Here is a 22,638-nt window from a genome sequence, read left to right as displayed (position 1 = left end):
CATGGCGATCTACCATCTCTCGGTCAAAGTCATCTCGCGCGCCGCCGGCCGCTCGGCGGTCGCCTCGGCCGCCTATCGCTCAGGCTCATCGCTGTTCGATATGCTGTTCGGGCGCGATCATGACTTTTCGAACAAGGCCGGCGTCGTCCACAGCGAAGTGATGCTGCCCGATGGCGCGCCAGAGCAATGGCGCGATCGCGAGCAGCTGTGGAATGATGTCGAGGCCGCCGAGATCCGCAAGGACGCGCAGCTGGCGCGTGAAGTGGAGTTCGCCATCCCCCGAGAAATGTCGCAGGCTGAGGGCATCGCCCTGGCGCGCGACTTCGTCCAGCGCGAGTTCGTCGATGTCGGCATGGTCGCCGATCTCAACGTCCATTGGGATATCGGCGCCGATGGACTGGCCAAGCCCCATGCCCATGTGATGCTGACCTTGCGCGAAGTGACGCCAGAGGGCTTTGGCGCCAAGGTGCGCGACTGGAACAGCACGCAGCTTCTCAGCCATTGGCGCGAGGCCTGGGCGGAGCATGTGAACGAGCGCCTGGCTGCTCTAGATATCGATGCACGCATCGATCATCGCAGCCTGGAAGCCCAGGGCATTGATCTCGAGCCCCAGCACAAGATCGGCCCGGCCGCGGCGCGCATGGGGGAAGCGGGCCAAGTCAGCGAGCGGATCGAAGAGCATCATGAGATCGCCCGGTCCAATGGCGAGAAGATCCTCGCCAATCCGGGCATTGCGCTCGATGGCATCACCCACAATCAGGCGACCTTCACCACTCGTGATCTTGCCATGTTCGTTCACCGCCATAGCGAGGGGAAGGAACAATTTGATCGGGTCATGGCGGCGGTCAAAGCCTCGCCCGATCTGGTGGCGCTGGGCAAGGATGGGCGAGGGGAGGCGCGGTTCACCTCCCGCGCGATGCTGGAGACCGAACAGCGGCTGGAAAAGGCCACCGCCACCCTCGACGCGCGGCGCCATCATGGGCTGGCCGATCGCCATGTCGAACGGGCGCTGGCACAGGCCAGCGCAGGCGGGCTCGACCTCTCGGCCGAACAGCGCGGCGCGCTCGAGCATGTGACCAGCGCCAAGGGGCTGAGCAATGTCATCGGCTATGCCGGCACCGGCAAGAGCGCGATGCTGGGCGTGGCGCGCGATGCCTGGGAGCGGGCCGGCTATGATGTGCGCGGCGCTGCGCTCTCGGGCATCGCTGCGGAAAATCTGGAAAGCGGGTCGGGCATAGCCTCGCGCACGATCGCAAGCCTGGAGCATCAATGGGCGCAGGATCGCGAGCGCCTGACCGACAGGTCGATCCTGGTGGTCGACGAGGCCGGGATGATCGGCACGCGGCAGATGGAAAGGGTGTTCCAGGAAGCGGAGGCGCATGGTGCCAAGGTCGTGCTGGTCGGCGATCCCCAGCAGCTGCAGGCGATCGAGGCCGGCGCCTCGTTCCGCGCCATTGCCGAGCGCCATGGCAGCGTCGAGATCAGCTCGATCCGCCGGCAGGCGCACGACTGGCAGCGCGAGGCGACCAGGGCGCTGGCGACCGGTCGTACCCATGAGGCGATCACCGCCTATGGCGACCATGGCCATGTCCATGCTGCCGAGACGCGCGAGGATGCGCGTGGTGACCTGATCGAGCGGTGGGATCGCGATCGCATCGCCGACCCACGAGCCAGCCGCATCATCCTTACCCACACCAATGACGAGGTGCGCAGCCTCAACGAGGCGGCGCGCGAGCAACTGCAGCGGTCAGGGGAACTGGGCAAGGATGTCAGCCTCACCGTCGAGCGCGGCGCGCGAAGCTTTGCCGACGGGGACAGGATCATGTTCCTCAAGAATGAGCGCAGCCTGGGGGTGAAGAACGGAACGCTCGGCACCATCGCGCATGTCGACAAGGCGCATATGCGGGTATCGCTCGATGATGGGCGCCAAGTGGGTTTCGACACCAAACATTATGCCCATATCGATCATGGCTATGCCGCCACCATCCACAAGGCGCAGGGCATGACGGTGGACAAGGTGCATGTGCTGGCAACCCCCGGGCTTGATCGCCATGCCAGCTATGTCGCGCTCTCGCGCCACCGCGAAACGGTCAATCTTCATTATGGCAAGGATGACTTTGCCAATCAGGGCAAGCTCGTCCGCACGCTCGAGCGTGAGCGTGGCAAGGATATGGCATCGGACTATGGGCGCGCGCGGGAGGCGGCGAGCCAGGCTCAGTCCCAGCCCCGACATCAGGCCCAGCCACCACATCAACCCAAGGCCGAGCCCCCTCTCCAGCCAAAGCGCAGTCTCTTTGCCGGGCTGAAGCTCAATGCCGCGCCGCTGGATCAGCGACCGGCCATGCCCTCGTTCGACAAGGCGGTGCAGGACTATGCCAAGGCCTTGCAGCAAGGGCAGGCCATGCGCGCCCAGGGCTTTGAGCCGCTGATCGAGCAGCAACAGGCCGCGCAGCGGGCGCGCGACGCGCTCGATGCGCTGCGCCCCCAGGCATCGCAGGATCTGAGCGCCGCCTTTGGCAAGGATCGCGGGCTCATCCATGAAGCGGCCGCCGGGCATAGTGGCAATGCCATCAGGCAGATGCAGGTGGAGCGGGACATGCGTGTCGCTGGCCAGCAGCGCGCTGATCGCTTCATTGCCGATTGGCAAAGCAGCGACAGCCAGCGTCTGGCGCTTAGACGCAGCGGCGACCATATGGGAAGCGGGAAAGTGCGTGAGGCGATGGCGAGCATGGCGAAAAGCCTGGAACGCGATCCACAGCTGGAGTCGCTGCTGCGCAATCGCACCCAGGAACTGGGTCTATCCTCCCAAATCGGCCAATCGCTGTCGCAGGATCTCCAGCGTCATCTCGGCCGCTCGCTAGGCCGGGGCCTTGGGCTCTAGGCTTCAGTCATGACCCAAACAGCCCCCCACGAAGATGATCCTGCGGAAGCTTTTGATGCTGTGCGCCGGGAACTGAGCCTCCTCCGTCACGCGCTTGAAGGCCTCACCGCCGCGCGGGAGAAGATCCCCGATTACAGCGCGACTTTGGCGCAGATCAACAAGGCGCTCGGTGTGCATGCGCTCAAGCTCGACATGATCCAGAGCCGTCCGGCCATGGAGATGACGCCTGAAGCGCTGGTAGAGCGGATCATCGCATCTGCGCAGACGGCACGGGCGGAAGACCGAACGATGCTGCGTCAAGCGCAGGAACGGCTTTCGAAGTTGACCTGGCACATGGACGGGATGGTAGCGCGCGAACGCGGTGCGGCCGAGCAGGAGCGTCAGCTGCTATGGTTCGGTCTTGGCGGAATCCTGTTCGGCATTCTGCTTTGGTCGATCCTGCCCGGAGCGGTCGCCCGATCTTTACCGGTGAGCTGGCATGTGCCCGAATGGATGGCGTCCCGCATGATGGGCATGGAGCAGAAAGAAGCCGGGCGACGGTTGATCATCTCGGCGCGGGAAGATGAGAAGGAGCGATAGGGGCACAGGCATCGTGTTGGCTGCTTTGCGCCCGGTGCGGTCGTCCGGCGACCCATTTTATTTCCTGTAAGCATTCATTCGTTCAGGTGCCACGAGCTGATCCGACAGCTGGAAAGCTACGGTTCGGCGTCATACCTTCGCGGCGTCAGCGGGCTTGGGGATTTGAAGTGCTCTATCGGCGTGCTGTAGCCTTCTGCACGTCTGATTTTCGCATTATAGATTGTCTAGTAACTCTCGTTCTGCACGTAGATCATGAGGTGAGAGGGGCAAGTAACCGTCCTCTTCATCGGAATGGCGTCCAATTATCGCCTGGCCCTCGTCTGACAGGAAAAAGCGCAATAATTCCTTGGTTGAAGCGGGCAAGGCTTCGCCGGACTTTTTGTCGACATAGATGTTGAAGAAATAGGAAATCGGCCAGCGACCTCGATCGCCACCAGCGTCTGGCAGGCTGTAGGAATCCCCGTCAAGCTCGCTGAGCGCCAAGACCCGAACACCGGCTGGCGCCGCATTTGCATCCATCCAGGTCGCGTAGCCGATGGCAGATGGATCGGCTGCCACAGCAGTCAATATCGCCTTGCCGCCGTTCAATGCTCGATAGCGTGCGCTAAATGGCAAGCCGTCGAGTTTCGACAGGCGCATGGCTGTGCCGAACCCGCCGTCATCTGGAGCACCATAGACATGGATTTCGCCGGCTCGCATGCCCAGTTGCGCCCAATTGCGGATATCGCCACCAGCTGCGCCGGCCGCAAATATCCGGCGTATTTGCGGGAGCGACAAACCTGCGATCGGATTGGCCGCATTGACGTAGATTGCTGGCGGAGTTTTGCCGTTCGTCCGCGGCCCATGACTTGAATAAGCGATGCGCAAACGTGTCGGACCATAGCCTTTGACCTGGCGGAAAGCGTCCAGATCATTTTGCCAGAGTTCACGTCCCATAGGGGCAAAGATCGTCATCCCGGCAGTCAGCGCTGGCATGGCAGTCGAAGAACCGCGCAGATCGGTGGAGAAGCGTTGCTTGGGCGCGTGCCGGGCGTAGGCGGCAAGCAGATCTGGCATGAGCGTCACCAGCGTGTCGCTGCCAATGATCGCGAGACTTCCATCGGCGCCAGTATATCCTGGTCGAGCTTGTGGAACTGGCGCGCTCGGGATCAAGGCAATTTGGCTGATGCTGGTGGCATGGGCGCTGGAAGCCAAAGCATGATAGTCGGGAAGTGCGTCGGCAAGCGAAGCTTGCCCTTCCACGGACAAAAGCCGCCTGATGACCGGCACGAGGCGCTCGTCGATAGAGCCGTCCCTATCACGCCGAACATAGGCAAATAGCCCTTCCCGCAGGGGAAGCATAAGCGGTGTACCGCCACTGAAGCGGCGCACCGCAGCGCGCTCGATCGGCGTCATTTCTCGTGGCAATACGGCGAGCGCTATGATGCCCTGGGTCAGGAGCGGTACGGCGCCAGTTGCGCCGCAGATGTTGGCCTGTGCAGCGCCGATCGCTTCTGCCACAGCTTGCGCTTCCGGGCCGCCACCGATCATCACCCCATGTGGCAGCACATAGTGGGCACGAAGCGGCCGGGGTTCTGGAATCGGCCCCTCCTGGGCCGAAACGGCAACAGAAAAAGCAGCCGTGGTGACGAGAGCGACGAGGTGGCCAACCCTCATTTCTTCGTTCCGCACTGCTTCTTGCCCGCGCGCGCCCACGCGATGGCTGCATCGAACAATTTATGCCCGGTTTCGGTCATTCGCGAGAAGCTGTTATTCTCCATGCCGATGAAGACCCTTCGGGCAGGCGCCTGAAAGTCGTAATCCATCGTCGCGCCTGCTTCATAACCGAAAAGGGTGGCTTTGTCGGGTTCCCCTGGCCAGGTCATGATGATGTCAGCGCCAAGGCCCGGCTTGCCCCAGCCGGCGGGTGTACGTGCCTCTGTCCATGTTCCGAGGCCAGCGGGCAGGCCCGCCGCCATGGGGTGGGAGGCCCGGACCAGCCAGATATAATGACCCGTTTCCATCTCTCCGAAATCGCTGTCCCTACGCAGGCCGGTCATCCGCAGATCATCGAGCAGATCATTTTCCCAGGTGACGAGCGGCACACCCATGTCGCGCCAGCGCGAGATGGCGGGACGATCGGCCGTAAACTGGTTGGAACGCACGGTGGAAGACATCAGAACAAGGTCAAAACCGCAGGGATCGGGCGCATTGCTGAAGCCATCCGTCACGGTAACGCGATAGCCCAGTTCCTCCAGATGTGCCTGAACGGCCGGATCGGCCGATCCGCCAGGAGGATTGGCGCGCATCAGAAAGAGAATCTGTCCTTGAGCGGCGGACGCAGTGGTCGGCGCCAGAATGGCCGCAAATATGGTGGCCAGGCCGAGCATTGTCCGACGCATGATCAGAAACTCCCGCTCAGGCCAACAAGGAAGCTGCGACCTTCTCCCGGGACGATCTGCGACCTGGAGACGGAGGATTCCATATAATAGTCGTTGGTGATGTTCTTGACGTTGAGCGACAGGCGCAGCTTGTCCGCGATCTTGTACCAGAGGCTGCTGTCGAGCCGGGTATAGCCGCCGATGGAGAAGCTGTTTTCAAGATCGCCTTGTCGATTGCTTGCGGCGAATACGCCAGCGCCCAGGCCAAAATTGTGGAGCGTGCCGCCGGTCGGTTCCCAGGTCGCCCAGATGCTGCCGCTCCATTTGGGGACGCCGATCAGTTTATTGCCACGTGCATAGTCGGTGGATCCGAGAACGATCGCGTCCGTGTAGGCTGCATTCCCGATCACCTTGACTGACGGAGAAATCGAGCCAGAAATGTCGAACTCTACGCCGCGCGAGCGCTGGACGCCTGCATTGATGTTGTAGCCGACATTATTGGGATCCTGCTGCGTGACATTCTCGCGCGTCAGCTCATAGACTGCGGCCGTCGCGGCCAGGCGGCCTTTGAACAGTTCGGCTTTGATGCCGGCTTCATATTGGCGTCCCTTTTCCGGATCGATCGGCTTGCCGTCGATCGTCGGCTCGGGCTTGGACTGGAATGAGCGTGTATAGTCAGCGAACAGCGAGACATTCTCGACCGGTTTCCACACAAGCCCGACGCGCGGTGACCAGGCCTTGTCGTCAGACGCATATTGCGTGGTCCCGAAGTCGGACTGCTGCGCATGGTCGAAGCGAACGCCTGCCAGCAGATTGAAATGCTCGCCGATGTCGATCTGGTCCTGTGCATAAGCAGACCAGGACTTGGCATTCACCTCACGATCTGCAGCCGGCACGAAGGTGCCAGGGAGCGCGCCGTAGACTGGATTGTCGATATCGATTCGAGCCAGCGTGGCTCGCGCGAACGTGCGGAAGCGATATGATTTCACATATTCGCCGCCGATGACGACCGTATGGCCGATGCCCGCAGTCTTGAAGCGCGCAACCATATCGGCCTGCGCATCATAATTGTGGTTCTGTTCATGCTGCTCGACTGCAGTGCGGGTCAATGTCCGGGCACCAGTCGTCGCATTTACCGCAACGCTACTGCCATAGTTGATGCCGAAGAGATCGAGCTTGCCTTCGTCATAATGGCCGATCTGACGCAAAGTGAGCCAATCGGTCACCTCCCGTTCGATACGATAGTTGAATTCGTAGCGCTGCGATTCCAGCGTCGCCCATTTTTCTCCGAGAAACCGTCGCCGGGGCAGATCGACGCCCAGGTTGCCATCTGCATCGACTGTCGCAACGAGGCCGCGATCGGACTGGCTTTGCTGGTGCGCGAAGGTCAGGCTGGCAATGATCCTGGTCTTGTCATCTGGTGTCCACAGGACCGATCCCGACAGAAACTGACGGCGGAAAGGCTGGAAGATGTCGCGGAAGGTATCTCCATATTGGGCTGCGCCAACCACCCGGACCGCCAGCGTGTCGGTAATCGGGCCGGTTACGTCAGCTTGACCGCGCAGGAAATCGTTGCTGCCAAGCTGGACCGACATGTTCATGGCTGGCTGGAACTTGGGCTGCTTGGTCACGATGTTGATGAGGCCGCCCGGATCACCACGGCCATAGAGCACTGATGCCGGGCCCTTGAGCACTTCGATCCGCTCGATATTGGCCATGTCGCGATAGCTGTCATTCGTCTCGATCGCGGGGCTGAGCATGATGCTGTCGACGGCATAATAGGACGATCGGAAACCGCGGATGGTGAAGCTTTCGGACCGATTGCCTGCATTAGTGCCGGCCTGGATGCCGCTGACGTTGCGCAACGCGCTGGTGAGATCGGTGATCTGCTGATCGTCGATCACATCGCGTGGGACGAATTGGATGGACTGGGGAACGTCCATGATGTCGGTGCCGGTGCGCGTCGCCGTCGTGAGCTGGTCGACCTTATAATCCTGACCACGCTGGCCCATGACCACGATTTCCGAGGAAGAGACATCTTGCGGCGCTTCGGCTGCATCTTCAGCAAATGCGGTGCCCGCAATGGTGGCGCTCCAACTCGCGAGGGCGAGCGTCATCAGGCCGGCATAGCGGCGATGGTTCACGAAATTCATGGATGCTCCCGAAGCATTATTATCTTGGAATGACCCGCTCGCTAATGGCTTTGCGAATCATATGCAACAAGGACTATTGCTGGAGAAACCTGTCATCCACCTGTCACGGCCGCATAAGTGATCCGACCCTTCGCCTGGTCAAGATAGGCATAATTCTCCGGTCGAGTGGGCGATTGACCGCCCAACAATGTCGCTTCGAAACTGGTTTTCCGGACTTGAAAAGCCAATTTCGACGGGACAACAGGAGGCGCTCGCGCAAGTTACATTGGGAAGAATCAATGTTTCTCCAATGTTTTACCAATGTTCCCGATGACGGATTTCCGCCGTTTTCACGCTGCCTGCTGACGGGCCCGCACTGCATGCGCCGCGGCAAATTTTGCAAATAATTCGCAATAGACTATCTCGCCGCCCGAATCATATGGGAGGGATCGGTAAGTGGCTCGTTTTGGATCGGTAAAGGCAGCATTCCGGAGTTCGGCAGGCCCGGCCTTCATTCTGGCAGCCTGTCAGGCATCTGTCGGACACGCGCAGACGGCGGATTCAGGCAATGCACAGGCCGAGATTGTCGTCACGGCCGATCGCCTGGACAGCTTTGGCGCCGATTATGTCCAGGCCGGCACATTTCGTGATGCCCGGCTCATGGACACGCCACTGACCGTAGCGATCATGACGAAGGAATTGCTCGAAGCCCAGCAGGCCAGATCCATCATCGACGCGGTCCGAAATACGCCGGGGGTGACGCAGGCTCAGATCAACTCGACCATCTACAGCAACCTTGCCATTCGTGGCATCACCCTGAGCAACTTTACCAATGTCCGCTGGAATGGCGTTCTGCCGGTCGTCAATCTCATAGAGCAGCCTATAGAGAGCAAGGATCGGATCGAAGTCCTGAAAGGCGCGGCCGGTCTCTATTACGGCTTCGCGACCCCGTCGGGCATCATCAACCTCGTCACGGAACGGCCAACCAATTCTCCTGTGACCAGAGTCGATATTCAGGGCGACAGCAATGGCTCGATCGGGACGAGCTTCGATATCAGTCGCAAATTCGGGACGATGGGATTGCGGGTCAATGCCGGCACGGCCCTGCTGGAAACCGGGGTCAAGCGGACAAGTGGCGAGCGCAGCTTCGTTACGGGGGCTTTTGATTGGCAGCCGGCCGACAATTTTCAACTGCTCCTCGACGCAGAATATATCTACAAAAGCATCACGGAGCCCACCGAATTCAGTTTGCCAGCCGCGGTAAACGGCGTGATTGCGCTGCCTCCTCTGCAAAGCGCCTCCAAGAATCTCGGTGGCGAATGGATGCGGGGCAAGGGGTGGGAAACCAACCTGCTGGCACGGGCCAATTATGATTTTGCTCCAGGCTGGCGCTTTTCCGCAGCAGTGGGGCAATCCTACATGACGCGTGACCGCAGCTATTCCTCTTTTGGTGGCTATGATCTTGCCACTGGCAACGGGACGCTGAGCGTCGCGATGACCCATGGCAATGACTACAAGAATGAGATCTATCGAGGCGACGTCTCGGGCAGTTTCCAGACCGGCCCGATCGAGCACAGCATTCTGGTCGGCATCTCCTATTACACGCGCGACAGTAACGTTCCGACCGCAGTGCGTTACAGCTATGCCCAGAATCTCTACGATCCGGTTGCCATTTCCCAACGGCCAACCCCACCCAGGATCATTGCCAATCCGTCCAAGGTGGATGATCTTGGCTTCTATGTGTTCGACAGGATGTCGCTTGGCGAGTGGCTGCAGGCGACGATCGGCTATCGAAAGACCGATTATAAGGACGTCAGTCGGACGACGTCCTACAAGATCACGCCCGATACCCTGTCCTATGGCGTGATGGTAAATCCAGCGGCCTGGGCCAGCATCTATGCCAACTATATCGAGGGCCTGGAGCCAGGCCCGATCGCCCAGCAGATTGCCAATAATGCCGGCGAAATTCTGCCAGCTGCGATCAGCAAGCAGAAGGAAGCGGGCATCAAGATCGAGCCCATGCACGGGCTGCTTGTGACAACAGCCTATTTCCACATCAAGCGTCCGTCGGCCTATCTCAACAGTGCGAACTTCTTCGTCCAGGATGCTGAAGCCGTCTATGAAGGTGTCGAGGCCAGTGCCGTTGGCGAGATCCTTCCCAATCTATCCATTGCCGCGAGTGCGATGCTGCTCGACGCAGAGCAGAAGTCCGGCAATGCAACGGTCGTAGGCAAGAAGATCGAGAATGTCTCGAAATTCTCCGGCTCCCTGTTCCTCGAATATCGACTTCCGATGATCGAAGGACTGCGTGTTTCCGGGGGTATCTTCCATGTCGGGCGCAGGGCTGTGAATGCTCTCAATCAGGCTTGGGTGCCGGGCTACGAGACATTCGATCTGGGCGCGAGCTATGATTTCGACCTTCTTGGCAGCCGGACGACGCTGCGCCTCTACGGCGAGAATGTCACAGGAAAGCGCTACTGGGCATCGACCGGTTCGAGCCTGCTCGCGCAGGGCTTGCCGCGCAGCATCAAGATTTCGCTATCGACGAGGTTGTGAAGAATGAAATCAATGGCCTTGGCGGCCCCTGAGATCTAGACGTCCCAAATGCGGATATTGGTGGTAGAAGATGATGAGACCCTTTCCGATGGTATCGGAAAGGCGCTGCGCCTTGAGAATTTTGCCGTGGATATCGCACATAATGGCGAGGACGGGCGTCATCTGGGCGCCACCGAGCATTATGATGCTGCCGTCCTTGATCTTGGTCTGCCCAAGGTCGATGGAATCACGGTGTTGCAGTCTTGGCGGACCGGAGGGCATGACCTGCCGGTTCTCATCCTGACCGCTCGGGACGGATGGGCAGAGAAAGTCGCCGGTTTCAAAGCCGGCGCAGACGATTATCTGATCAAGCCATTTCGCGTGCAGGAACTGATCATGCGGTTACGCGCCCTGATCCGTCGCTCCAGTGGTCATGCCTCGTCACGCATCAACTGTGGCCCGCTCATGTTTGATGCGCAGATCGGCCATTTCGAATTCAACGGATTGCCGCTCAGGCTGACCGCCTTCGAATGGCGGGTTCTCTCCGTGCTTATCCTGCACAAGGAGACCGTGGTGGAGCGACGCGCTCTTATGGAGCGCGTTTATGAATATGATGCTGACGTGGATTCAAATTCTCTGGAAGTGATCGTGGGACGCCTGCGTCGGAAAATCGGGCAGGAGATGATCCAGACCATTCGAGGTCGGGGCTATCTGCTGACCGAAAACAACAACTGATTTCAGCCGCGGGGCAAACGCAAGGTCGCTCGAAGGCCACCTGCTGGCGATCGGCCAAGCACCAGGGCGCCTCCGTGCAGTTCAACCAATTCGCGGGCAATCGGAAGGCCAAAGCCATGCCCCTCCGATCTTTCATCCAGGCGGCGGCCGGGCACGAGTGCCTGCTCGATGGCCTCCTCGTTAAGACCCGGCCCATCGTCATCGATATCGATCTGCGCCCAGCGTCCGTCTTCCCGTGCCGAAACGCGGACATTCGAACTCGCCCATTTGCAAGCATTGTCGAGCAGATTCCCGAGCATTTCAGCCAGGTCCTGAGGGTCGCAATTGACCTCAAGTCCATCGGCCACTTCCATGCCAAATGTCAGCGCCTTCTCGGCATAAATACGCTCAAGCGCTTCAATCAACTCGGCAACTGCAGGATCGATCGGCACAAGCGGTTGTCCCGGTGCGCCAGGCGAGGCTGCTCTTGCGCGGCCGAGATGGTGGCGTATGGCGCCATCGATCTGGGCCACCAATTCTCCGAGTTGGCCGTCCGGATCGTGCCCGCTCTCGGCGAGGCGAATGTTAAGGGCGGCCAAGGGTGTTTTGAGACTGTGCGCAAGGTTCGAAAGATGGGCTCTTGAGCGAGAGAGGGCTGCTTCATTTTCGTCGAGTAGCCCATTGAGTTCCGCAACGATTGGCATGAGCTCGGCAGGTTGTGGATCTACAATGCGGCTTGCAGTACCTGATCGAATGGCGCTCAATCGCTGCTTGAGCAGTCCGAGGGGCTTCAAGCCGAGATGAAGTTGCAGGATGGTCGAAACCAGTAGCGCGACGCTCAGTGCTCCAAGGGCCGTCAGAACCGGAAATGTAGCTGCATCGCGCAAACGATCCAGCACGAAAATCGGCGCGGCAGCGGTGATGACGATGGTGCCTGCAGGCATCCGCTTTTCTAGGCGACGCGCATAAACGAATTCGGAACGGCCCGACTGGAGGCGTTCGGGGAAATCCCGAAAATGCCCTTCGCGTCCCGGCCTGCCTTCAGGGCGAACATTGTCCAACTGGACGACATCTTCGGAAAGGTAGATCCGGTCAGGCGTCTCGATGCGCCACACCCAACCGCGCCGATGCTGTGTGAAAGGGCCGATATCCTCAAGTTTCGCGATATCGACCGTACCATCGGCCTTGATCCCGCGCAGGAGCAGGGCGATCTGTGCATCAAGTCGTTCATCAAGGCCCCGCTGCACGAAGCGATCGAGAACATTGCCTATCGATAAGGAGGCAAGAGCTAGTGCGAGGCCGGAAAAGAACAGCCCCGAAAAGAGCAGCCGCCCACGGATGGAGCGCGGAAAAAGCTTCATGGCTGCGATCCAGCCTTCGGCGTCTCGACCTGTTTCATGCCCTTTCTTAGCCGAGGTTCCCAAACCGAAGCTGAACCGGTGCGCATGGAAGGTGTGATGCTTTCCCCGGAAAGCCGTGCGTGGTTCTTCGCTGATCAATGCAAGCACCCCAATTGCCGAGATCAAAACCAAACCGAAGCTGAACGGCCCGATTCAGGCTGCATAGCATCTCCTTTGCTATTGGGAATCGCTATCAACAATCGCCTTATGTTCAGCGCGATGAAAAATGCCACCGCATTTCAGATGCTGGACGCCTGGGCAGTACGGAAAAGCCGAATCCGGAAATGCGTGCGCAATATCGTTTCAGAGGGCCAAAGGCGGTAACCAGCGGGAGCCGGAACGCCCTTTCTCTTCTGACGATCAAGGAGCGCCGGGTCATCATGTCGCTTCGCCAGGCGATGCCTGGTGCTGAAATGCCGGCAAAGCCGCTGCAGCATCTATTCGATAAGGACGGGTGCGCCCTCCGCCGAGCGTTCACGGCTTTGGCCAACGAGGCTGCCCTCCAAAGGCTGGTCGTCTTTGGACCGAGTTCACTCTTTCTCAGCGAAGATGAACTCACGATCCTTAGCCGCCTGAGCCAGTTTCAGCGCCCATCAAAGAGCGGGCACTGGAACATCATCAATCCTCTCCAGGAGAAGATGCAGGAATGCGCTCTATTGATCGAAGTCTCTATTGGCCGACTGCCTGCACGCCCCCTCCTGCCGGACGAATATGATCGTCGCGGTAGAGGCTGTTTTGAGGTGCAACTTATCTCCGAAGAGGCGCTTCCGCCGAAGCCTGCTGCTCTGAAAGCCCTGCGAAGCGCGGAAACCCGCCTTGCGCACACGAGTCACAAGGCGCGAGCCCTCGCTGCGGTCCGGCAGGAAGGGGTCGTCCGTACGTCCGACTTTGGAGCCATGGGAATTTCGAGGCAATATATTGGCGTTCTGTGCAAATCGGGCGATCTCGAGCGCGTCAGTCACGGCCTCTATCGGCTGCCAACTTCTTCAAACGAAGGAGGTGTGAAAGCCGCATAGGAAACATTTCAAATACTAATGCGGTTCTAAATCATGCAACCTCACTTATTTGTAATAAGTGGGGGGTTTTTTCGTGCAATCATTACAACATTTAAAAAATAATTACTGATGCAATACTGCAACATCATGCTTGCTCAATGAAATTTTATCGGCTGGAAATACAATTTAACCTTGCAGCAATAGCAATCCATTCTCATTAGCGACGCGTTTTGAAACTCATTTGCAACAAGGGGGTAACGTGTCGACTTCTCGAACTCGCCATCCGTCCGCTGCCGCACCAGCCTATCTGGCGTTGAGCTGCGTCGGGCTTTTCGCCACACCGGCAGTGGCACAGGACAATAGCAACGAGCCCAATCAACCGCGTCTCGGCGGCGTCACCGTGACCGACACCGCAATCGATGAGCAGGGCTACAAGGTCGATAAGGCCGCTTCCCCTAAGTATACGGCGCCTTTGCTCGACACGCCCAAGACCGTCATCGTGTTGCCTTCCCAGGTGATTCGTGAAAGCGGGTCGACCACATTCGTCGAGGCATTGCGGACCGTTCCGGGCATCACCTTTGGTGCCGGCGAAGGCGGTAACCCGCAGGGCGACCGTCCCTTCATTCGCGGTTCCGATGCGCAGGGAAGCACCTATATCGACGGCATCCGCAGCGTCGGCGGCCAGTCTCGTGAAATTTTCGCGATCGAGCAGATCGAGGTCGTCAAGGGTGGCGACTCCACGATGGGCGGCCGCGGCAGCGCCGGTGGCAGCCTCAATCTCGTCAGCAAGATGCCTCATCTGGGCACCGACGCCCTGCTCGACCTGAGCTACGGTACGGATGACTATAAGCGCGCGACGCTCGATACCAATTATCAGCTGGGCGAGACGGCTGCTGTTCGCCTGAACGCGATGTGGCACGATGCCGACGTCGCAAAGCGCGATGTCGTTACCTATCATCGCTGGGGTGTTTCGCCGTCGGTAGCCTTTGGGCTCGACACGTCCACGCGCGCCTTCATCAACTATTATCACCTCGAGAGCGATGATATTCCCGATCCGGGCATCCCGTTCGAGCGCGCCGGTAACGCGACGCAGGTCAATACCGCCGACCAGCTTCAGATCGGTCCGGCAGAGGTCGTGAACGGCCGGAAGGTCGATCGCAGCAATTTCTATGGCCTTGCTGATCGCGATTTCCGTACCACGAATATCGACGAACTGCTCTTCCGCTTCGAGCATGATCTGAGCGACAGCATCCACCTGCGCAGCACGGCGAAATATGCCAATAACAAGCAGGCCTATATCATCACCCAGCCCGATGACAGCCAGGGCAATGTCGCCAATGGCCTGGTCTGGCGTCGCGCCAATTCGCGCTGGAGCGATGTCGACTCGCTGGTCGGTCAGATCGATCTTTCGGGCACCTTCAACACCGGCTCCATCGAGCACAGCTTCTCGGCTGGTTATGAAGCAAGCTGGGAACAGTCGAAGCGCGGCAATTTTGCCGTGAACACCAATGTGGTGAATGGCGCGCCTGCAGCGCAGCGCTGCTCCGCCGCCAATATCGCAGCCTATAACTGCACCAGCCTCTTTGATCCCAACCCTTATGACGCTTGGGCCAATATTCCGGCCGGCGGCACCAGCGGCGTGCCGATCACCAAGAGCGGGGTTTCGGGCATCACCGAAGCGACGACCTACGCGCTCTATGCGTTCGACACGATCTCCTTCACCGATTCGCTGCTGCTCAGCCTTGGCCTGCGCCACGACTGGTACAAGACCAGCTCGCAGACGATCCCGGCGACTGCCGCGGCGCCGCGCCTCGAACTGAAGGATAATTTCTTCAACTATCAGGCAGGCCTGACGTACAAGCCGGCGAGCAATGGCAGCGTCTATGTTTCCTACGCCAAATCGACCACTCCGCCAGGAAGCCTGCTCGGCGAAGGCCAGGACGGCAACACCATTGCCCTAACGACCATCAACGACCTGAAGGCCGAGAAAACCGACAGCTACGAGGTCGGCACCAAGTGGGAACTGTTCGACGCAGCGATGGGCATCAATCTCGCGCTCTTCCGCACGGAGACGAGCAATGCCCGGACCACCGGCGCAAATGGCCTTCCTGAATATGTGGGCGAGCGTCGCATCGACGGTTTCGAGATCGGGTTCAACGGCAAGCCGCTTCCCTTCTGGAGCATCTTCGGCGGCTACACCTATATGGATTCCGAAATTAAGAATGCGGGAGCAGGCAGCGTCAACGATGGCAAGCCCTTCCCCAACACGCCCAAGCACAGCTTCACGGCCTGGACGACCTTCGATATCGCAGATCGCTTCCAGATCGGTGGCGGCGCCATCTACAACAGCAAGCAATATGGCAGCTTCGGCACCGTCGTTCTGGATGATGGCACCACGGGTACCATCGTTCGCTCGATCCCTGGCTACTGGCGCTTCGACGCAACCGGTTCGGTCACGATCACGGACAATGTCTCGGTTCGGGTCAATATCCAGAATCTGGCCAATAAGCGTTATTATGACCGGACTTACACGACGCACTTTGTGAACATTGCGCCGGGTCGTTCGGCATTTGCGACCTTGTCCCTGAAATATTGATCGCAATCATGTGAAATGGCGACCAGGCCCGCTTCCCGCAAGGAGGCGGGCCTGATCCATGAAGGGCTGACCATGCTGACATTCGAGGAAATCAAGAGCTGGAGCGAAGAGGAAGCGCGTGAGCGTTTGGCTTCGTCGGATACAGATGTCGCCAATATTCTGCGCGTAGCGGCAGAGGCCGGGATCGCCGACGCGCAGGCTCTCTACGGCCAGATGAACCTGGATGGGAAAGGGATCGAGAGGGACGAAGCGGAAGCGTTGCGCTGGTTCTCGCAGGCGGCAAAGGCCGGCCACCCCATGGCGATGAACATGATCGGGCGCTGCTGTGAATTTGGCTGGGGCACGACCATCGACAAATCACTCGCCGCGCAATGGTATGATGCAGCCGCCCGCCTCGGCCTGGATTGGGGCATGTATAATCTGGCCACCCTCTATTGCCTGGGCGAGGGTGTGAGCGTGGACAGAAAAGAGGCGTACCGGTTGTTCGAGGCCGCAGCGAAGCTTGGTCACGCCAAGTCCGTCAACATGCTCGGTGGTTTTTACGAGGATGGTTGGGTCGTCGAGAAAGATATGGAAATTGCGGCGAGTCTTTACCGCCAGGCGGCAGAAGCCGGCGATTTTCGCGGCGAGTTCAACCATGCGCGCATGTTGATCGCTCAGGCTCGATGGGCCGAAGCCCAAGCATGGATCGCCAAAATCCCCGGTACAGCTACAGATATGTTTGTCGAAAAGGTGCGGCAGTGGCTGGCTCATCATCCAGAGCCTCTTGTCCGCCCGCTAGCGAAGGTCCTGTGTGGCAAGCCTGGATAAGATTTGAAGGCATCACCCAAACGCAAACTTACGGAGTTCGTTCAGCTCTGGTTGGGAAGCCAGGTAAGCTATTTGCCCGAATGACGATGCTCTCAGATTGACGGCAATTTCGACGTAAAAAGCCAGGAAAAGCCGCGTATTTCTGTCAGTTTGGCTCGACGCAGCGATGCCGATTGGCTATGAAAATGCTTCGCATTAATATGCCCTTCGGGGATCCCGTCAGGGGTTTTCACATTGACCGGTCCAATCACAAGCCGTGTGCAAACATGGGAACAGGTGTCCGTGCAGTCGGCGCGTCCGGCACTCGCTGCAATAACGGCGATGAACGAGGATGCGTCGAGATATGGCAACTCCGGCCGTCCCAATATCGGGGCGTTGCTAATGTCGGGCTTGCTCGTCGGAGGTCTGCTTTCCTCCTTTCTGGCGCTCAACATGGTGACGGTCCACAAGCAACTGCATGCGCCTACCATCGTTTCGATGCTGGAGCAGCCAAAGCCGCCACCGCCTCCTGCAAAGCAAGCTGCGGAACCCGTCAAGGAAACCAAGGTCGCTACGCCTGTCGTAGCGCCAGTCCCTATCGTACAGACCCCACCCAATCCTGCGCCTATTGCGACCACATCCGTGCCGCCGCCGCCAATGATAACGGTGCCCGGCCCGCCGTCGTCATCACCCGTGGTGGCGCCTTCGCCCGCCATCGAATCGGTTGGCGATCTTTCATCAAAGATGATTGCAGCCGATCCACCTCGCTATCCCAACGAGTCGCGTCGCAAGCACGAGGAAGGCACCGTTCTGCTGACCGTATTGGTCGCGATTGACGGGAGCGTTGCTGATATATCGGTGGCCAGGAGCAGTGGGTTCGACCGACTGGATCGCGCTGCCCTCTCTGCGGTTCGCCGATGGAAATGGTCACCAACAAGGCGCTCCGGCGAAGCCGTCATGATCCGGGGTGTCGTTGAAATTCCCTTCATTCTCAAAAGCTGAATCTCTGCGAGCGCGTTGGATCAGGGCTGCCAAGGCTGTCCCGGTTATCTTCGCCTGACGGCCAGGCCCAAGGAACAAGCCAATCATGATGCTCTCCATTCCCGGCCTTCTTTCTGCCGAAGATCTGCTTGCAGTCAGGGAAAAGCTTGCTCGGGCGGACTGGGAGGATGGGCGATCGACCGCTGGCCATCTGGCGGTCAAGGTCAAAGCCAATCTTCAGCTTCCGCTGGCCGCCGAAACCGCTCGGGCACTGGGCGATCTTGTGCTCGATCGGCTTGGTACCTGCCCGACATTCATTGCCGCAGCACTCCCGCTGCGTGTCCTTCCTCCTCGTTTCAATCGCTATGAGGGCGGCGGCACCTATGGCTCTCACATCGATAATGCGCTCTTTCGCATGCCGAATAATGGCCCCTATGTCCGCAGCGATATTTCCTGCACCCTGTTCCTGAGCGGCCCAGAGGAATATGATGGAGGCGAACTCACGATCGAGGATAGCTACGGGACGCAAAGGGTGAAGCTCGCGGCAGGCGATATGATCCTCTATCCTGGAACCAGCCATCACCGAGTCGAACCGGTCACCAGAGGCGTGCGTCTGGCCGCATTCTTCTGGACACAGAGCCTCGTGCCTTGTCAGCTAAATCGTCGAACTTTGTTTGAAATGGATGAAGCCATTCAGAGGCTGGCTGCGGATCATCCCGATCATGACTCGGTCGGGATGCTGACTGGCGTCTATCATAATCTGCTGCGCCAATGGTCCGTCACATGAGTGAATCGCATCATAGTATCAATGACCCGGCAGAAGCTGCTGCGCCTCTCAAGCTGATCCCGCCCGACATCCGGTCGCTCGAGGATTATGCGCGTCGCGCGCCAGCACATATGACGCCGTCCGCATGGGAGCATATCCGGTCTGGCGCAGGCGCCGAACTGTCGTTGCGGCAGAATCGGGAGCAGTTTGATTGCCAGTTGCTGGTCCCCCGGCGGCTCCAGTCGCTTGCCGGTGGTAGCGCGGCGACAACATTATTCGGCTACCATCATGCTGCCCCCATTTTGCTGGCACCGGTTGCATATCATCAACTCGCGCATCGCGAGGGCGAGATCGCGACGATGCAAGCGGCGACGGCCCTTGAAACGACCATGGTGGTGAGCACGCTCTCCAGCATTCCTCTCGAGGACATTGCTCGGGCTGCGCATGCCGCGAGCCAGGCTATGGAGCGTGACCGGACGCCACCGCTCTGGTTCCAGCTCTATTTCCAGGCTGACCGAGGGCATTCGCTTGAACTGGTGCGACGCGCCGAGGCTGCTGGCTATTGCGTCCTCATGGTCACGATCGATGCGGCCATAAAGCGATCCGAATTCGCGCTGCCGGAAGGGGGGGAGGCCGCCAATCTTCGTGGAATGCCCCGATGCGTTCAGAACAGCGCAGCTTCGGGCGGACAGATCGTCTTTGGAACGGCGCTTGCCGACGCCGCACCAACCTGGGACGATATCGCGTGGCTGCGCAAGCAGACCAGTTTGCCGATCATATTGAAGGGCATCCTTTCTCCTGCTGACGCTCGGAAGGCACTCGATCATGGCGTTGATGCCATTGTCGTGTCGAACCACGGCGGACGCGTCACCGACGGCCTCATAACGCCCATGAAAGCGCTCGCTCCGATCGCGCGTATAATCGATGGAAAATGCCCGATCCTTCTCGATAGCGGTGTGCGTACCGGCACGGATGCCCTGAAGGCGATTGCTCTTGGTGCCAGCGCGGTCATGATTGGGAGACCGCAACTTCATGCCCTCGCGGTGGCGGGCATGGCCGGCGTTGCCCATATGCTTCACATGATCCGGGCAGAGTTCGAACTCGCCATGGCGCAAATCGGCGTGAAATCGCTGGACGAACTTGGCCCTGATTATGTCACTTATTCAGACTGATGTGTGAGGTCGGACGAATGTCTGGCCGCATGTTCCTCTAGGCGCGACATATGCACTATCCTCGGCGCTTCGAGGCCGGCGAGGCGTAAACGCCGTAGCCCACCCTCTCTATCAAGCCACGTTTGGTCATCTTGCTGACGACCGAGCGAGACACGCCCAATCGGCCGAGATCGGCGATTGTTGCCGTGTCACGATCGCGCAGAACCGCAAAGACAACTGCCTGTTTGGGGGCGCCATATGTGCGATTTATGAGGCGGATCGAACGATCCTGTCGCTTTTTTGCCCGATGTTCAGGAGGACCTGGGCACCGGGCGACATTACGAAAATCAAGCTTGCCGCCACGCCGGGTCAGGCCTGCGGCGCACGCGTCCAGCAATGCGTGCAGGTGCGCCGGCAGCCCGATGTCCATCGGCGGTATCTGGCGCTGGAATGCTGCTATGCCCCCAAGAAGCCGGATCTCATCCTGGTTCACAAATGGGCTGGACAATGTCGCTATCACGAAGCCTCGCTCGGTGGCGTGTTCACCCAGTGCTGCGAATGCCCGGATAGCGGCCTCTCCGACTTTGGCACTGCTGCCGCCACGCAGAAGGCAAATTGCCAGCCGCTCCTCCCTTGTGAAGCGCTTCAAAGGAAGGAAGCGGCTGGACATGGTCAGAACTTCGCGCTGAGGCCGACCTTCACCGCAGTCGGTGAACCCGGCGTGATGTTGTTGTTGCTATGGGCATAGAGATAGTAACGCTTGCCAAGGATATTCTCGACATTCACCTGCAGGCTCAGCTCTGGCGCGATGTCGAAATAGACGGCGCCATCGAGCCGCGTATAGCCGGGCATCGCGACGAAATTGTCGGTCGAGGCGTAGCGCTTGCCCTGGTAGATCACGCCCAGCGCCGCACCCAGCTGTTCGATCGGATCGAAGCGGGTCCAGAGCGAGGCGCTGTGCTTGGGCATGTTGGGCAGGATGTTCCCTGCCTGGACAGTGCCCGAGACATTGTCGAGGAAGGTCCCGTCGGAATAGGTGTAGGCGCCGACCATGCTGAGTTGCTTGGTAATGCTGCCTGCGGCACTGAGTTCGATCCCCTTGGTGCGCTGCCGTCCGATCGGCACCGTCGGCGAAGCCGCATCATTAGGATCGCTCAGCGCAAGCACATTGTCGCGATCCAGCTGATAGATGGCGGCGGCAAGGTTGAAAGTGGGGAGAATGTCCCACTTTGCACCGATTTCGTAGTTCTGGAACTTCTCCGGCGCCAGGCTCGCGTTGGAGAGCGAAAGGCCGGTCAACTGATCGCCACCACGCGGCTGGTAGGTGCGCGAGTAGCTTGCATAGATGGAGGCATTCTCGGCCGGCTTGAAGATGAGGCCGGCGCGCGGAGACCAGAGATTGTCGGTCACGTCATAATATTCGGGAGATATGGTGCTGCCGCTCGTCCGGAAGGCGAGGCTGCGCCGATCGTGCAGCGTGGTCTTGAAATGCTCGTAGCGCACGCCCACGACGATATCGAACATGGGCGAGATGGCGATCTGGTCCTGGACATAGCCGGCCGCGACCTCCGCCACGCCGTTGCTGTTCGTGCTGCTCGAAATCATGGTCCAGCTGATGGGCAAACGAACATTAGACGCCGAGATCGGCACGGTCACCGAGCTTGCATTGCCTGCAAAACGCCCTTCTTCCCGAATATTGTCGGATTTCTGGTGACCATATTCAGCGCCCACGAGCAGGGTATGCTCAATGGAGCCGGTATTGAAGATCGCATTGAAATCGGTCTGGTTGATGAAATTCTTGCGCTGCGTGGTGGCACGATAGGCCGAGATGCTCACGCTTGTTTCAGCTGCGTTGACCGCGCCGGGGAAGACGTTGGAATAATATTTGTCATAATCGGCATAGCGGGTGCGGTTGCGGATCGAGACCGTATCGCTGAACTTGTGTTCGATGAACAGCGAACCGGCGTCCGTATTCGTACCGGTGGGGCTTTGGGTCGGATCGCCGAAGAACTGACCGCGCGGCGTACGAAGCGGGCCAACGATATTGGTCGCCGAAGCGCCGAACCGGGCGGGAACGCCACGGTCGGCGACGCGCTCATCCTCGAAATGCTCATATCCAAGCGAAATGGTCGTATCGGGACCAATTTTGAATGAGCCGGTCGGGTTGAAGCCCCAGCGATTATAGTTGACGCCATCGCGATAGCTGTCGCTGTCCTGATAGACACCAGTCAGTCGGACAGTTGCGAAATCGGTGATCGGCGTGCCGAGATCAAACTGGGCGCGCTTATGCTCGAAGCTGCCGCCTTCCAGTCGGAAGGCACGATGAAGATTCCAGTCCGCAACCTTGGTAACGCGATTGACCACGCCGCCTACGCCGCCGCGGCCGAAGATCATCGCGTTCGGTCCTTTGAAGATTTCCAGTTTCTCGATGTTATAGAGGTCGCGATAGGTCTGGATATCGTCGCGCATGCCATCAACGAAGAAGTCGCCGGTGGTCGAATTGCCGCGGATCACCAGCGTCTCGCGATTGCCCTCGCCTTGGGCCGAGAACACGCCCGGGACATAGCGTATGGCGTCACCGATGCTGTTGGCCGCCTGATCCTCGATCTGCTTGACTGACACCACATTGACCGACTGGGGTACATCGATCAGCTGCGTGTCCGTGCGCGTCGCGCTGATGCTGCGGCTGACCTTGTAGGAGCTTTCGGCTTCCCGATCATCGATCGCGGTGTCTGTCACCGTTACGGACCCAAGAACCT

The 22,638-nt window shown here is 59.3% G+C and carries 16 protein-coding genes; 10 read left to right on the top strand and 6 right to left on the bottom strand.

Going from position 1 to position 22,638, the window contains the following annotated elements:
* Window position 1 precedes the first annotated feature (1 nt).
* Together traA and E5554_RS01830 are read left to right on the top strand one after the other, a co-directional pair.
* Window positions 2–2,881 carry a Ti-type conjugative transfer relaxase TraA gene (gene traA, locus E5554_RS01835; protein ID WP_136185800.1) on the top strand — a complete coding sequence of 960 codons (2,880 nt, stop codon included), beginning with the start codon at window positions 2–4 and terminating at the stop codon, window positions 2,879–2,881.
* A gap of 9 nt (window positions 2,882–2,890) precedes the next feature.
* A complete protein-coding gene (locus tag E5554_RS01830; protein ID WP_136185799.1) occupies window positions 2,891–3,460 on the top strand; it encodes a DUF6118 family protein in 570 nt (189 codons plus the stop codon).
* Between the two features lie 213 nt (window positions 3,461–3,673).
* Here the strand turns inward: E5554_RS01830 and E5554_RS01825 are convergent, their stop codons facing one another.
* The 3 genes from E5554_RS01825 to E5554_RS01815 are packed head-to-tail and all read right to left on the bottom strand — an operon-like array spanning window position 3,674 to window position 7,973.
* Window positions 3,674–5,131, bottom strand: coding sequence for a substrate-binding domain-containing protein (locus E5554_RS01825; RefSeq protein WP_168708664.1), 1,458 nt, complete (start codon window positions 5,129–5,131; stop codon window positions 3,674–3,676).
* Window positions 5,113–5,829, bottom strand: coding sequence for a hypothetical protein (locus tag E5554_RS01820; RefSeq protein ID WP_136185797.1), 717 nt, complete (start codon window positions 5,827–5,829; stop codon window positions 5,113–5,115). The genes E5554_RS01825 and E5554_RS01820 overlap by 19 nt, the downstream gene beginning before the upstream one ends.
* Before the next feature lie 14 nt (window positions 5,830–5,843).
* Complete coding sequence (locus tag E5554_RS01815) at window positions 5,844–7,973, bottom strand: TonB-dependent siderophore receptor (RefSeq protein WP_136185796.1); 2,130 nt, start codon at window positions 7,971–7,973, stop codon at window positions 5,844–5,846.
* Between the two features lie 435 nt (window positions 7,974–8,408).
* Here E5554_RS01815 and E5554_RS01810 point away from each other — a divergent pair, with 435 nt between their 5' ends.
* Both E5554_RS01810 and E5554_RS01805 read left to right on the top strand, forming a co-directional pair.
* Window positions 8,409–10,508 (top strand): TonB-dependent receptor, encoded by a 2,100-nt coding sequence (locus E5554_RS01810; protein WP_136185795.1) that lies wholly within the window; start codon window positions 8,409–8,411, stop codon window positions 10,506–10,508.
* 48 nt (window positions 10,509–10,556) lie between these two features.
* Window positions 10,557–11,222 carry a response regulator transcription factor gene (locus tag E5554_RS01805; RefSeq protein ID WP_136185794.1) on the top strand — a complete coding sequence of 222 codons (666 nt, stop codon included), beginning with the start codon at window positions 10,557–10,559 and terminating at the stop codon, window positions 11,220–11,222.
* A 2-nt stretch (window positions 11,223–11,224) separates the two neighbouring features.
* Here the strand turns inward: E5554_RS01805 and E5554_RS01800 are convergent, their stop codons facing one another.
* Entirely contained in the window at window positions 11,225–12,700 is a 1,476-nt protein-coding gene (locus tag E5554_RS01800) for a HAMP domain-containing sensor histidine kinase (protein ID WP_136185793.1), read from the bottom strand.
* 281 nt (window positions 12,701–12,981) lie between these two features.
* On the opposite strand from E5554_RS01800, the gene E5554_RS01795 reads away from it, so the two are divergent.
* From E5554_RS01795 to E5554_RS01770, 6 genes are all read left to right on the top strand, one after another.
* Window positions 12,982–13,617, top strand: coding sequence for a type IV toxin-antitoxin system AbiEi family antitoxin domain-containing protein (locus E5554_RS01795; RefSeq protein ID WP_168708663.1), 636 nt, complete (start codon window positions 12,982–12,984; stop codon window positions 13,615–13,617).
* 238 nt (window positions 13,618–13,855) lie between these two features.
* On the top strand, window positions 13,856–16,192 hold the full coding sequence (locus E5554_RS01790) for a TonB-dependent siderophore receptor (RefSeq protein WP_136185791.1): 2,337 nt from the start codon (window positions 13,856–13,858) through the stop codon (window positions 16,190–16,192).
* 15 nt (window positions 16,193–16,207) lie between these two features.
* On the top strand, window positions 16,208–17,002 hold the full coding sequence (locus E5554_RS01785) for a tetratricopeptide repeat protein (RefSeq protein WP_247594352.1): 795 nt from the start codon (window positions 16,208–16,210) through the stop codon (window positions 17,000–17,002).
* Window positions 17,003–17,236: 234 nt separating this feature from the next.
* Complete coding sequence (locus tag E5554_RS01780) at window positions 17,237–17,983, top strand: energy transducer TonB (protein ID WP_168708662.1); 747 nt, start codon at window positions 17,237–17,239, stop codon at window positions 17,981–17,983.
* Window positions 17,984–18,068: 85 nt separating this feature from the next.
* Window positions 18,069–18,749: a Fe2+-dependent dioxygenase gene (locus E5554_RS01775; protein WP_136185789.1), complete on the top strand. Its 681-nt coding sequence runs from the start codon at window positions 18,069–18,071 to the stop codon at window positions 18,747–18,749.
* On the top strand, window positions 18,746–19,900 hold the full coding sequence (locus E5554_RS01770) for an alpha-hydroxy acid oxidase (RefSeq protein WP_247594351.1): 1,155 nt from the start codon (window positions 18,746–18,748) through the stop codon (window positions 19,898–19,900). The genes E5554_RS01775 and E5554_RS01770 overlap by 4 nt, the downstream gene beginning before the upstream one ends.
* Before the next feature lie 55 nt (window positions 19,901–19,955).
* Here the strand turns inward: E5554_RS01770 and E5554_RS01765 are convergent, their stop codons facing one another.
* A complete protein-coding gene (locus E5554_RS01765; protein WP_136185788.1) occupies window positions 19,956–20,549 on the bottom strand; it encodes a type IV toxin-antitoxin system AbiEi family antitoxin domain-containing protein in 594 nt (197 codons plus the stop codon).
* A 2-nt stretch (window positions 20,550–20,551) separates the two neighbouring features.
* A complete protein-coding gene (locus E5554_RS01760; protein ID WP_247594350.1) occupies window positions 20,552–22,618 on the bottom strand; it encodes a TonB-dependent siderophore receptor in 2,067 nt (688 codons plus the stop codon).
* Between the last annotated feature and the right edge of the window lie 20 nt (window positions 22,619–22,638).

It is taken from the genome of Sphingobium sp. PAMC28499 (assembly GCF_004795815.1).
Lineage (GTDB): Bacteria > Pseudomonadota > Alphaproteobacteria > Sphingomonadales > Sphingomonadaceae > Sphingobium > Sphingobium yanoikuyae.
The sequence above is the reverse complement of the archived record's forward strand: the minus strand, read 5'-3'. Positions and strand labels throughout refer to the sequence as shown.